This window comes from Mucilaginibacter gossypii (assembly GCF_900100945.1).
In the GTDB taxonomy this organism is placed as follows: Bacteria; Bacteroidota; Bacteroidia; order Sphingobacteriales; family Sphingobacteriaceae; genus Mucilaginibacter; species Mucilaginibacter gossypii.
This window is the reverse complement of the sequence record NZ_FNCG01000010.1, coordinates 89325-100835: the sequence shown is the minus strand read 5'-3', so window position 1 is coordinate 100835 and position 11511 is coordinate 89325. Positions and strand designations below refer to the sequence as shown.

Genomic DNA, 11511 nt, shown 5'->3' with positions numbered 1-11511 from the left:
CTTACATTGACTCCTTCGAATACAGGTGCATCAAATTAATTTTTCTTAGACATGGCTGACAATTGCAAAAAAAAGCGAAAACAGACACAAAGAACATTTTAACTCTTCGGGGACTGAAAGGTCCACCTAATAAAATTAAACGCTTTTTTTGAAAATAGCAAATGTGCCAACATTGGGGCGATTTTGATTTAAATATAATTCCGGATTTGCGCGATAACCTTGTCGGAAAAGCCGGTAATTGATTTTTCTTGTTTACCTGCGTATTTTTTCAGAAAACAATCGATCAGCAACAATATGTCGCCTTGCCTTTCACGTAGTTTCGGTAACAAAATCAGAAAAATGTTCAGCCTGTAGTATAAGTTCAGTAGGAAACGGCTGACACTGATTTCTTCTTCGAGATTCTTGTTGTTGGCCGCAATGACGCGGACATCTCCCTTTCTGCCATCAACACCATATTTATCGTGCAGGTTCATTTAAGGTCCCCATCGATTGCCGCACTCGCAGAAGGCTTTCAGCTGATGGCTGAACAAAAAGGTCAAGGCACTTTGCAAGCAATACGCTATCATCAAACTTAAGCTTGTCTTTACGGTACAGTCGACAAAGAAAACATCTGATGATACAATTATGAGAGTGGAGTACGCCGGCTAAGGTTTCCCGGTATTCCCCAAATTAAAGGAAAAGGTCATTGATTTCGTCCTTGGTCCTATCGGTACGGAATTCTTTCTTAAGGCCAATGTAGTATAAGTATTTAAAATAGTATGTATAAAGGGCGTCAAAAAGAATTCTCATCTTCTGAGAAGACAAAATTGTTCCATTCTTCTTTTAGATCCGCACCTTTTAAAGTTCTAATCATTAAAATTACAAGCCATTTTTAATAATCTATAGCAACAATTAAAATTTCGGTTAACACCGGGAATCCAATCATTGATAATTGGCCATATAATTATAATAATGAAATTACTTTAGCGCAACCTTAATGTTGGATAAATTGCTATCCTAATCATTTAACGCAGATTGAATAACACTGCTTAGGTCAAACAGTTTAGCGACTTCCGGTTTCAGGTTAAATCGTTCCTGCAGATATGCTGCAGTATTATAGGCAATTGATATGTTATGTGCCGTATCTTCCCACACCAGGATTTTTAACGGTAGGTCAATACCGGAAACGGCAACTTCTGAAAGTACCTTGCCGCCCACTTTAGGATTCCCGAATAATATTAGATGCATCGGTGGGATAGCAATGTCAACAGTACTTAATTCTTTCTGCTGGTCAATTACTGCATAGACCTTTGCACCGCGACTTTTCAGTACGGAGCAGAGACGCACCACAGTTGCCTCAGCAGTAAAACGACTTTTTTCAATAAATACACCTTTAGGTTCGAACATAACGCAAATATTTGAAGGTGAAAATATAGCAATTCCGGCGAGTGAAACCATTTGCAAAAATTGCCTGCGGCCAGGTTTCTTATTGAATTGTGCCTGTATCATTTTTTTTGATGACGATCCAGGTAAATAGCCGCAGACTCACTCATGGTTATAATCGGGCCGCCCATGATGACGGTATCTTTGAGTACCAGCCTGCCACGGCCCGATAAAAATGGAAATCCCCAATCAGCATCACCAAGATTTGGCACCCAGGCTTCGGGGGTGGTGACCAGAAAGGAAAGCGTTACCGCGGTCATCAGGAAAATCAGGATGCTGGCAATCATACTTGGTGTTGGCCATACGCGGTATAGCGCCACAAACACGGCTACACCAACCAGGTATACGCCCAGCACCCTCGAAAATTGATAAGTACCGTTACCAGTGTGCCAGACATGATTTTTCTGCAACAGTTCACCTTCCTTATTGACATGTTTTTTGTAGGCTGCAGGATCATTATAAAAAAAAGACATGATCGGGCTGTTCGCTACAAACGGAACGATACCCTCAGCTTCATAGGTGAAAAATTTAAGGCAGCCAATCCACAGAAATACAATGACGATACCAGCGCGGATAACATTTCGTCCAGCCTGCTCCATGCCTGCGATAAAAGAAAGGAGTGAACTTTGCATATTACTAATTTAAATTTAACGGCACTATGCTGTCGCCGGGGTCAGATGCCGGCAAAACTGATTCGGGCTTATCAGCGCTGTACTCCGGCTGATAACTGAGACCAGGGGTGAGCCAGTAAAGCAGGATTACCCTGGAATACCTGAAATTAAATGGGGACAAGATTAATGAAGCGGTTAGCAATACTATTACATACAGCCACGGGTTAGTACTTCCAGTAAGAACCGACAAGGCGACGGAAAGCGTAACCAATACCGCAACATTCATGGCGTAGCTGACGAACATCGCCACATAAAAATAACCAGGTTCGATTTCATAGGTAAGCTTGCAATGATCACATTGCTTCAGCATCTGTTGTCCGTGGAATCCGTACATCGCATTCGCAAACATTTTTCCCCGGCGACAGCGGGGGCATTTTGCATGTATCACGGCTGGCCATAGCGGCCATTTGTTAGCGTTGTTCATAAACTATAATTACTACTCTGGGATTGATTCAGAAACATATTCATCTGTCGGGTTGAACAGCACAAAGTCCTGCTGTTCTCCCAACAGCTCCCCCGGTTAAACGCCAGTAAATACCAGCTTGGCGAAAAAATCACCTTTGATAACGAAATTGCCAAACACGGGATCAAATGAAGCAGTAGGCTTCGCTGCGATCACTCCTTTTAAATCTCTACCCTGTTTCTTTAGGCTCGCTACCCTTTCACGTATCGTGGCCAGCATATCATGAAACTGAACAAGCTGCGCGTGATTACCTATCGGCCCGTGGCCGGGAATAACGATAGTATGTTTGTTGGTGTTTGCAACATTCCGGGCCGCGGCAGTAATCATGCCGTCAATGCTGCCGCCGGTGGCATAATCTATAAAAGGATAATAGCCATTCCAGAAGGTGTCCGCTACGTGAAGGATGTCGGCATTGGGGAAATAAATTGAGGAATCTGCGTCGGTATGAGCCGGTTGATAGGTTTTTACAAGGATATTTTCTCCGTTAAAATGCTTCTTATATTCATTTTTGTAGGTAATAGTTGGGATACCACCTTTGGGCAGGGGCTCAAAGGTGTAATTCCATTCGGGCTGGAAAATGCGTTTGGTCAGGTGATCACGGGTAATATCCTGCGAGATAATTGTTGCACCGGCATCATGCAACCAGTCATTTCCGCTGGTATGATCAAAATGCCAGTGACTGTTGATCAGAACTTTGATCGGCTTATTGCTGATGGTTTTCAGCGCCGCTGCCACGTGGGCCTTTGATACGTCAATACCGGCGTCAACCAGCAGTTTTCCCTGGGGGCCGTTCAAAACGGCAATGTTACCGCCAGAACCTTCCACCATAAAAATATTGCCTCTCAGTTTGGTTACATTGATTTTGGCAGTGGCAGCAGCCCTGTTGATCTGCTGCACGGGACCATCGATTACTTTTTGCCCGAATAATAACCTTGGCGACAGGATAGCGCCTGCGGTTAAAAGGCCGGCACTCGCTAAAAAGCTGCGACGGTTGATGTGTGTGTCATTTGCATTCATGATAATCTATTTAGTTTTGTTAGCAATTTGGTTTATGGATATATGCGACTTGTCCTGAACCGGCAAGCCATTCTTATTTATTATTTTAAGCTGATGGCTTCGGGGAAATCGAGCGGTACTCCAGTTACCGCATAAACGTAATTGGTGAAAGTCCGCAGCGCAACCAAACCAATCAGTTCGATCAGTGCGTCTTCGTTGTAACCGGCTTCGAAAAAGTCACAAAGCAGTACAGGGTCTACCTGGCCCTGGTTCTCAGCGATGTATTTGGCCAAGCGGATGACAGTGGTCAGCCTGGTTTCATAACTGATACCTTTACGGATATTGATTGTTTCGTCATGGTTAAAACCATTGTTTTTTGCGGTGACGGTGTGTGCTGCCAGACAGTATCGACATTCATTCACTTCTGATACAACGAGGTAAATTGCCTCACGTTCCCTTGAACTGAATACACCGCTGCTTAACGCTGAATCAAATTGCAGAAAACCTTTTAAAGTGGCAGGAGAATAGCCAATTACTGCGTACAAATTTGGCAGTTTGCCAATTTTCTGAGTGATATGATCGAACATTGCCCGTGACTCCGGGCTTACTTCTTCCCGGGTAGGAACTTTGATTGTTTCCATAATTATTTTGTGTTTTAAGATATGTCCCCTTCCGGATGACGATAGGCATCGGAAATAGACAAGAAGCGTGAAATAATATTGATGCCAATAATATAAAATACTGTATATCAAAATATTACAAGTAAATCTCCAACCCTAACCTCACGTTATTTCGCTAATTGGAACTAGAAAAATGAAATCCCGATAGTCTTGTGATACTAGGCAATCTCAAAGCCGAGTGCAGAGACAGATTATTCGGGCGCTTTACAGTAATTCAGAACGAACCGGCACTAAAAAGCGCGAACAACTTTCCATAGATACTCGTGATCATTGCCATAAACAAGATTTCTATTAGCGCTATTTCAAGAACCGCTTGTATTTACCTGATATATCGCATGGAAGCTTAAAAACAAAACAAATTAAATATCTGATTTTCAATATTTTAAATTATGGCACTTGATTTTATCTTCAGCATCATGAACAATTGATCTGCCCTTGCTGAAGTCTTATATCAAACGCTAATAAATTAACTACCGAGGTTATGACACAAAAACTCCCCCTCCCACCATTTACCCTGGAAACTGCGCTCATCAAAGTACAAGCCGGAGAAGATGCGTGGAATACGCGGAACCCTGAGAAAATTGCTATGGCTTATACTGTAGATACAGAATGGCGAAACCGGGATCAACTTATAAACGGCCGGGAAGCGGTCATTCATTTCCTACAGGGGAAGTGGGAAAAAGAGTTGGATTACCGGTTAAAAAAAGAGCTGTGGGCATATACGGATAATCGTATAGCCGTGCGCTTTGAATATGAATACCATAACCAAAAAGGTGAATGGTTCCGCGCTTACGGTAATGAGAATTGGGAGTTTGACGAAAACGGGCTCATGCGGAAGCGTTATGCAAGCATCAATGACGTAGCGATCCTTGAAGCAGAAAGGCGGTTGCTTTGATCATATCCGGCTACAATAACATTATTTCAATAAATCACACTTAAAAAATTTAATATGGAAAATGAACTTAACGAATGGTCGGATACACCAATAGCTGAAGGAAGGCTTGAAGGGAAAGTCGCATTGATTACCGGCGGCAACAGCGGTATCGGATTGGCAAGTGCTAAACGATTTGTTGCCGAGGGAGCTTATGTATACATCACGGGCCGACGCCGGGAAGAACTTGATAAAGCCATTAGTTCAATCGGACAAAACGCCACGGCGATCCAGGGTGATATCAGTAACCTTGCCGACCTCGATAAAATCTACGAAGTTATCCGCGCCGGTCACAACCGGTTGGATATCGTATTTGCCAATGCCGGGCTGGGTACTCTTGAGCCACTAGGCAGTATCACCGAGGCCGGCTTCGACCTGGCGTTCAATGTGAATGTAAGGGGGACGTTATTTACGATACAAAAGGCGCTGCCATTTTTATCTTCGGGAGCATCCATTATCCTGACCGGATCCTCTACCGGTTCCAGAGGCACCGCAGCCTTCAGCGTTTACAGTGCAACCAAAGCGGCCATCAGAAATTTTGCACGTAGCTGGGCACTGGACCTGCGTGGCAAAGGTATCAGAGTCAATGTGCTTTCTCCTGGCGCCACGGCCACTCCCGGTCTTTTAGGCTTGTTCGACAGCAGTATACAGGACCAGGCCATGCAGGCTTTCAGCGATGAGTCGCCGCTTGGCCGTGTAGGACACCCTGATGAAATAGCAGCTGTCGCGGTCTTTCTGGCATCGGATGAGAGTACTTACATGACGGGAAGCGAAATATTTGTTGATGGCGGACAGGCGCAGGTATAGTAAACGCGGCGGTTGTCATGAGTTATGTTTCGGCACGCCGTCGCTTGACATTTGTCAAATCATTTCCTATCAAATGTCAACCGCCGGAGGGTAAGAGACGATTTACATTTGCAACCGGATCAAACCACGGATTTTTCGAAAGGTAGTTTTCAATAATAAATCTGGATGGTGACGAGTAAAATAAAAATCATATGGAAACGGAGATAGAAGATAACGGTACCCGCACAGCAGACATCAGCTCCCTTGTTTTAAAATTTCTGGACACAGCTACCCGGGACCCAGCAGAATGGTTAAATCTTTTACACGATGATGCTGTATTGGTATTTCCGTATGCAGAGTCGGCGGGCCTGCCTGTAGTGGTTGCCGGAAAGGATGTAATAAAAAAAGCAACAGCATCCTTCCTGCAAATGGTACCTGGTATCCGCTTTAACAACCCGGTCGTTTATCCGACTCTGGACCCGCACAAGGCCTTTGCAACCTATGAAGCTTGTGTCACGGTAGCAGCAACGGGCAGGGAATATGAACAAAACTACATTACCATGTTCACGGAACAAGCCGGGAAGATCATAGAAATGTATGAATACTATGACCCGGTTAAACTCAATGCGGCTTTTTCGGAAAGCCAGAAATAAATTATTAATCCATCCTACATATCAAATAAATTAGATCATCATGAGTAAGAAAGCAGTATTGGTTGTACACACCACTTACACCATTCATCCGGAAGATAAGCAAATTTTCACCAACGCGGTTTTGTCGCACATATCTGCTACCAGGAAAACAGAAGGCAACGTGTATTACCACTTTTCATGGGATATGGTAGATCCTAATACCTGTGTACTGGCCGAAGGTTGGGTAAATCAAAAAGCCCTTGACGATCATCTGAAAAGCGAAATGTTCCAGGCGGCTTTAAAAGCTGTGATAGAACATGTGCGCATCCTTGAAAGACATGGCACACTTTACACTGTTTCCGGCGAAACAGATATCATTCCTGAAACTACTAACTGACCAACAACAGAGGGGGGATAATTATCCCCCCTCTGTTGTTGAGGTGGGACCGGGAATTTCTGAAATCCTTGAGCACCGGTTATCGATGGCGGCGTTACCGCTGCGCTGATTTAGCCAGCAGACCGTTCCAGCGCCGATATTCAATGCTGAAGGACGCTTGTAACTCTTTAGTATTGACACTGTTTTAATATCCTGAATTTCAGCGCATTACAACACCATCAACAGGCACAACGCAGGGGCAATTTGCTGTATTTTCTCACTTTGGGATTTTGGCATCATGTTTGAAGTTTTCCGCAAATACCTGGCAGACAAAATTAACGTTTCCCAAGCCGACCTGGCATTTATTGAATCGGTCAGTGTCATCAGGCGCCTGAAGAAGCATCAGTTTCTCCTTAATTCGGGAGACAAATGGAAATTAAATGCCTTCGTTTGCGAAGGACTGCTCAGGAAATTCAGTATTGATGAAAAAGGACAGGAACACACGGTATATTTCGCTGTTGAAAACTGGTGGACCGGTGATCGCGAAAGCCTGATGAACGACACGTCTTCAAAATACAATATCGAAGCCCTGGACGATTCTGTCGTATTACTAATTCACGAAGACAATTTTCAACGGATCTTCGAAAAAATACCACATTTCAGGGACCTTGTAAATTCGATTCTGCAAAAGAGCTTGAATGCGGCCCATGCACGCATACTGGCTGCTATCATGTCGACAGCAGAAGAAAAATATTTATTTTTTTTAAAAAGCTCTCCTCTTTTGGCAAACCGGGTCCCATTGCACATGCAGGCTTCTTATCTTGGCATGACGCCGGAAACATTAAGCCGGATCCGAAAACAGCTTAACACAAAAAAAATCTAAACAGCTTACCCGATATCCCCCCGGTATTGATTTTCATCAATTCCGTTCTTATTAAAAATCAAGTGTTGTTTATCACAGAAGCGCGATCATTGTAAAAAAGTATGCCATGTCAAAAGTAATAGTAATAACAGGAACAAGTACAGGCTTTGGAAAACTTACGGCGCTGACACTAGCGGCCGGTGGTCATTCCGTGATGGCTACTATGCGGAACACGATAGAAAAGAACAAGAATGCTGCAGATGAACTTGCTGCAACTGATAATATTGAAGTTATCGATATGGATGTGGCCGATGATCAATCGGTCATCAATGCATTTAATTACATCATCAACAAATATGGCAATGTTGATGTATTGATCAATAACGGAGCTGTAACGGGCTTTGGTGTGGCTGAGGGCTATTCAATCGGTGCGTATAAATGAATCTTTGAAATAAATTTTCATGGAGCTATCCGAACATACCAGGCCGTTCTGCCGGTGATGAGAAAATCAAAGCAAGGACTGGTCATCAACCTGTCGACCGTGGCGAGTGGTTTTTCAGTTCCCTATGTGGTTCCTTATATGGCTTCCAAATTCGCCCTGGAAACATTTATTGAGGGTATTGATTCAGAGCTGCGTGACTTTGGAATTGAAAACGTGTCCATTCCTTGCGGAGTTTATCCCACAAGTATGGGCGATAAAGGCAGGCATAATGCCGACCGTACCGAAATAGCTACGGCATATCCTGATTTTGAACCGCGCATCGCCGCACTGGGCATGGCAATGTTCAGCAAAATGCAGGAATCTAACATGAACCCGCAAGCAATTGCTGATGGTATCAAAGCCCTGATCGATATGGAAAAAGGCTCCCGGCCGCTGCGATATCCTATTGACGCCATAGCACAAGGAACGGACCAAGAATTTATTACGGCGAAAAGAAAGATCAAGCGCAAATGGGCAGCCAAATACGGTATCGATTTTTAGCCCCAAGAAAAGAAAAATCCCTGGACAACATCAATCCAGGGATTTTTCTTTTCTTGGGGCTATTTGCTGATCTGTTGGGCCGCAGTCATGATTACTGCCGCAACTTCCTGTGGGTGCGTCATAAAAACAACGTGGCTTCCTTTCAGGCGGGTGACGATACTGTTTGACCTTTCATAGCCATTCATCGTAATGACCGGGTTGATGCTTTTGTCGTCTTCAGATGAGATGCCGTAGGTGGGTTTGTTTTTCCAGGCGGCCTCCGTTACAGGAGTTCCAAATGCTTCGGCGGGAATAAAACCGGATGAAGCGAACATAAATTCAGCGGTCTCATCACTAACATCAGCGCAAAAACCGGCATGGAACTTTTCTTTTGAATAATATACATTTCCTTTTTCATCCGGTGGCAATAAACCGTTTTCCGGTTTTGGCGGTGCACTTGAAGCCAGCTTTACTGTATTTTCGCCAATCTCTGGCTGAAAGGCATTAACATAAACAAGCGCTGCCACTTTCGGATGAACACCGGCCTGTGTAATAACGGTCCCTCCCCACGAATGACCTACAAGTATCACAGGGCCGTCCATTTTGTCGATAGCGAAATTTGTCGCGTCTACGTCTTCTTTAAGCGAGGTGCAAGGGTTCTGAACAAGCGTCACATTATATCCTTTTTGGGTCAGTTCCCTGTATACCCCCTGCCAGCCCGAAGCGTCGGCGAAGGCTCCGTGTACAATCACGACATTTTTAACTTTTAGGGCCTGCGCGTATGTTTTACCGATCAGGGTAAAACCTGAGGCAATTGCCATCAGTAATACCAGCAGCCTACACCATTTGGTCAATCTTTTACTTTTCATTTTGATTGGTTTAAAATTTAACGATTTAGTTTACGAAGCATCTAACCAATCCCATACCACCTCACAATAAACTAACTATCAACAACTTAAATAGAACAATTATTTCAATTGATAACGATATATCACTTTTGTCCGGGCCATTGATTAAATAGAGACAAAGCGGCACCCGGAATTGACCTTGTCGAGAAGGTTATTATTGATCCATCCATTGTTACATAAGTCAAAAGAGTGTGGGGATCCGTAGCACCTCATAATTAGCGGCATATCAATGACGAAAACCAATTAGCGTAATACCGCGATACGGCGAATGCGCAACAAACAACAAATAACTGATTAACAATTAATTAATAATTGGCACGCCTTTTATTCGGTGTCATCATAAAGGATTAGCATACCCGGTCCCGCATAACTGTATCAACTAATTTATTAGCCATATGATAACCTCCACAAGAGAAAGCTTTATTGAATTTATGCCGGTGAGCATATTCGGCAGCGTAATGGGCTTATGCGGTTTATCTTTTGCCTGGCGGCGGGCTGCAGTGATCTGGAACATTTGGGAATTGCCGTACTTGATTTTCAGATTGTTCGCGATTGCGGCCTTTATAGCCTTATCAGCCTGTTATCTGGTCAAATGGTACAAGTTCCGAAAATTAATTATAGAGGAGTTCCGGTCGCCGAAAACGATTTGCTTTTTCGCAACCTATATCATCTGCTTGCTGCTCCTACCCGGGGTCGTCATCGATTTTTTTCCTAGGGTGGCCATCGTCATCTGGTGTACCGGAGCCATATTAATGCTTTTTTTTGCATGGTATATGCTGAGAAGATGGCTGGATGAGCGGCAGGAACCTGACTCAGCCATGCCTGCATGGGTCCTTCCCATCGTAGGTACTTTGGACATACCTATAATCGGTAATCAATTGCCTTTGCCCGGCATCCATGAAATAACAATGATGGCCTTCGGGATCGGTTCAGTATTCGCGCTGGTCCTTCTCGTGATCCTTATCTCCAGGCTGATTTTCCAGGCACCTTTACCGGAGGGCCTGCAACCATCCCTTTTTATTTTAACTGCGCCATTAGCACTTGCTTTCACGGTTTACCACCAGTTGACGATGAAGCTGGATATTACAGCCGGAACTTTATTCTATTTTAATCTGTTTTTGGCCCTGCTGCTGGGCAGTAAGATTTTTCTAATTCCCCGAGCATGTCCCTTTAAAATCTCATGGTGGTCGGTGAGCTTTCCGTTATCGGCACTTTCTATCACAGCACTTACCTATGTGGAAAATAAACCCGACTGGGCCCATCAGCTCTTTGCCGCCGGAATGCTTCTGTTAGCCACTATCGTTATCTCCTACTTGTCTGTCATGACGATGTTCCGGGTGGCCACTAAGACATTTTAAGTCCAAAAATCTGGGTCGGCCGTAAGCCTGGCAACAAGCACGGCCGTACTATAAAACCGATAAAATGCTGGTAAAAAACAATATATCAACAATGGAGACCGGATTAGCGATATAAAGCACTTGTACACGCTCATAAAAAACAACAAACAACTGACTTACAACTATTTAAAACATGGCACTTTCATTGATACCTCTTCAGTAATTAACAACAGTGATTTACATAAACAGACTTAAAGATTTCAATCATGAAAACAAAAAAGAAGGAAAAGAAAACAGTCGCCGAGGCACCAGAGGGGCATGATCATCATGAAACCTACCTGGAAGAGGAAATGCCCAATCCCGACCATGAATTTCCGGGAGTCGGCCGTATAGTAGGGGATTTCGTAACCAGGGACCACGGGAGATCTTCGCACCGTATGATCGATCATGAACCAGGAATTTTTTAATTACAGGACAGGTGAAGTA

Annotated in this window: 14 protein-coding genes and 1 pseudogene; 8 read left to right on the top strand and 7 right to left on the bottom strand. The window is 43.9% G+C overall.

Going from position 1 to position 11511, the window contains the following annotated elements; all coding sequences use genetic code 11:
- Window positions 1-188: 188 nt before the first annotated feature.
- The 6 genes from BLS28_RS18200 to BLS28_RS18175 all read right to left on the bottom strand — a co-directional run bounded on the left by BLS28_RS18200 (window position 189) and on the right by BLS28_RS18175 (window position 4193).
- Window positions 189-473 (bottom strand): AAA-type ATPase lid domain-containing protein, encoded by a 285-nt coding sequence (locus tag BLS28_RS18200; RefSeq protein WP_091170624.1) that lies wholly within the window; start codon window positions 471-473, stop codon window positions 189-191.
- 523 nt (window positions 474-996) lie between these two features.
- Window positions 997-1488 carry a DUF302 domain-containing protein gene (locus BLS28_RS18195; protein WP_091170620.1) on the bottom strand — a complete coding sequence of 164 codons (492 nt, stop codon included), beginning with the start codon at window positions 1486-1488 and terminating at the stop codon, window positions 997-999.
- Complete coding sequence (locus BLS28_RS18190; RefSeq protein WP_091170616.1) at window positions 1485-2054, bottom strand: DUF417 family protein; 570 nt, start codon at window positions 2052-2054, stop codon at window positions 1485-1487. The genes BLS28_RS18195 and BLS28_RS18190 overlap by 4 nt, the downstream gene beginning before the upstream one ends.
- Window positions 2055-2058: 4 nt before the next feature.
- Window positions 2059-2403, bottom strand: a complete 345-nt coding sequence (locus BLS28_RS18185) for a DUF983 domain-containing protein (protein WP_369596631.1) — start codon at window positions 2401-2403, stop codon at window positions 2059-2061.
- Between the two features lie 210 nt (window positions 2404-2613).
- Window positions 2614-3573 carry an MBL fold metallo-hydrolase gene (locus BLS28_RS18180; protein WP_091170610.1) on the bottom strand — a complete coding sequence of 320 codons (960 nt, stop codon included), beginning with the start codon at window positions 3571-3573 and terminating at the stop codon, window positions 2614-2616.
- An 80-nt stretch (window positions 3574-3653) separates the two neighbouring features.
- Window positions 3654-4193 (bottom strand): carboxymuconolactone decarboxylase family protein, encoded by a 540-nt coding sequence (locus BLS28_RS18175; protein WP_091170607.1) that lies wholly within the window; start codon window positions 4191-4193, stop codon window positions 3654-3656.
- Between the two features lie 520 nt (window positions 4194-4713).
- On the opposite strand from BLS28_RS18175, the gene BLS28_RS18170 reads away from it, so the two are divergent.
- The 6 genes and pseudogenes from BLS28_RS18170 (at window position 4714) to BLS28_RS31395 (ending at window position 8801) form a co-directional block, all read left to right on the top strand.
- A complete protein-coding gene (locus BLS28_RS18170) occupies window positions 4714-5127 on the top strand; it encodes a nuclear transport factor 2 family protein (RefSeq protein WP_091170602.1) in 414 nt (137 codons plus the stop codon).
- 54 nt (window positions 5128-5181) lie between these two features.
- Complete coding sequence (locus BLS28_RS18165) at window positions 5182-5970, top strand: SDR family NAD(P)-dependent oxidoreductase (protein ID WP_091170598.1); 789 nt, start codon at window positions 5182-5184, stop codon at window positions 5968-5970.
- 191 nt (window positions 5971-6161) lie between these two features.
- Window positions 6162-6602, top strand: coding sequence for a nuclear transport factor 2 family protein (locus BLS28_RS18160; RefSeq protein ID WP_091170594.1), 441 nt, complete (start codon window positions 6162-6164; stop codon window positions 6600-6602).
- A 40-nt stretch (window positions 6603-6642) separates the two neighbouring features.
- Entirely contained in the window at window positions 6643-6978 is a 336-nt protein-coding gene (locus tag BLS28_RS18155; RefSeq protein ID WP_091170590.1) for a putative quinol monooxygenase, read from the top strand.
- A 277-nt stretch (window positions 6979-7255) separates the two neighbouring features.
- On the top strand, window positions 7256-7840 hold the full coding sequence (locus BLS28_RS18150) for a Crp/Fnr family transcriptional regulator (RefSeq protein WP_091170586.1): 585 nt from the start codon (window positions 7256-7258) through the stop codon (window positions 7838-7840).
- A 106-nt stretch (window positions 7841-7946) separates the two neighbouring features.
- Window positions 7947-8801 (top strand): annotated as a pseudogene (locus tag BLS28_RS31395) (SDR family NAD(P)-dependent oxidoreductase).
- 59 nt (window positions 8802-8860) lie between these two features.
- On the opposite strand, the gene BLS28_RS18140 reads toward BLS28_RS31395, so the two are convergent.
- Window positions 8861-9649: an alpha/beta hydrolase gene (locus BLS28_RS18140; RefSeq protein WP_091170583.1), complete on the bottom strand. Its 789-nt coding sequence runs from the start codon at window positions 9647-9649 to the stop codon at window positions 8861-8863.
- 434 nt (window positions 9650-10083) lie between these two features.
- On the opposite strand from BLS28_RS18140, the gene BLS28_RS18135 reads away from it, so the two are divergent.
- Together BLS28_RS18135 and BLS28_RS18130 are read left to right on the top strand one after the other, a co-directional pair.
- Entirely contained in the window at window positions 10084-11046 is a 963-nt protein-coding gene (locus tag BLS28_RS18135; protein ID WP_091170579.1) for an SLAC1 anion channel family protein, read from the top strand.
- Window positions 11047-11291: 245 nt separating this feature from the next.
- Window positions 11292-11492, top strand: a complete 201-nt coding sequence (locus tag BLS28_RS18130) for a hypothetical protein (RefSeq protein WP_091170577.1) — start codon at window positions 11292-11294, stop codon at window positions 11490-11492.
- Window positions 11493-11511 lie beyond the last annotated feature (19 nt).

Excerpts from the sequence above, each read along its gene's own strand:
- BLS28_RS18150 (WP_091170586.1), top strand. The coding sequence starts at position 7,256 with ATGTTTGAAGTTTTCCGCAAATACCTGGCAGACAAAATTAACGTTTCC.
- BLS28_RS18195 (WP_091170620.1), bottom strand. The coding sequence starts at position 1,488 with ATGATACAGGCACAATTCAATAAGAAACCTGGCCGCAGGCAATTTTTG.
- BLS28_RS18170 (WP_091170602.1), top strand. The coding sequence starts at position 4,714 with ATGACACAAAAACTCCCCCTCCCACCATTTACCCTGGAAACTGCGCTC.
- BLS28_RS18160 (WP_091170594.1), top strand. The coding sequence starts at position 6,162 with ATGGAAACGGAGATAGAAGATAACGGTACCCGCACAGCAGACATCAGC.
- BLS28_RS18175 (WP_091170607.1), bottom strand. The coding sequence starts at position 4,193 with ATGGAAACAATCAAAGTTCCTACCCGGGAAGAAGTAAGCCCGGAGTCA.
- BLS28_RS18190 (WP_091170616.1), bottom strand. The coding sequence starts at position 2,054 with ATGCAAAGTTCACTCCTTTCTTTTATCGCAGGCATGGAGCAGGCTGGA.
- BLS28_RS18130 (WP_091170577.1), top strand. The coding sequence starts at position 11,292 with ATGAAAACAAAAAAGAAGGAAAAGAAAACAGTCGCCGAGGCACCAGAG.
- BLS28_RS18200 (WP_091170624.1), bottom strand. The coding sequence starts at position 473 with ATGAACCTGCACGATAAATATGGTGTTGATGGCAGAAAGGGAGATGTC.
- BLS28_RS18140 (WP_091170583.1), bottom strand. The coding sequence starts at position 9,649 with ATGAAAAGTAAAAGATTGACCAAATGGTGTAGGCTGCTGGTATTACTG.
- BLS28_RS18155 (WP_091170590.1), top strand. The coding sequence starts at position 6,643 with ATGAGTAAGAAAGCAGTATTGGTTGTACACACCACTTACACCATTCAT.
- BLS28_RS18165 (WP_091170598.1), top strand. The coding sequence starts at position 5,182 with ATGGAAAATGAACTTAACGAATGGTCGGATACACCAATAGCTGAAGGA.
- BLS28_RS18135 (WP_091170579.1), top strand. The coding sequence starts at position 10,084 with ATGATAACCTCCACAAGAGAAAGCTTTATTGAATTTATGCCGGTGAGC.
- BLS28_RS18180 (WP_091170610.1), bottom strand. The coding sequence starts at position 3,573 with ATGAATGCAAATGACACACACATCAACCGTCGCAGCTTTTTAGCGAGT.
- BLS28_RS18185 (WP_369596631.1), bottom strand. The coding sequence starts at position 2,403 with ATGCTGAAGCAATGTGATCATTGCAAGCTTACCTATGAAATCGAACCT.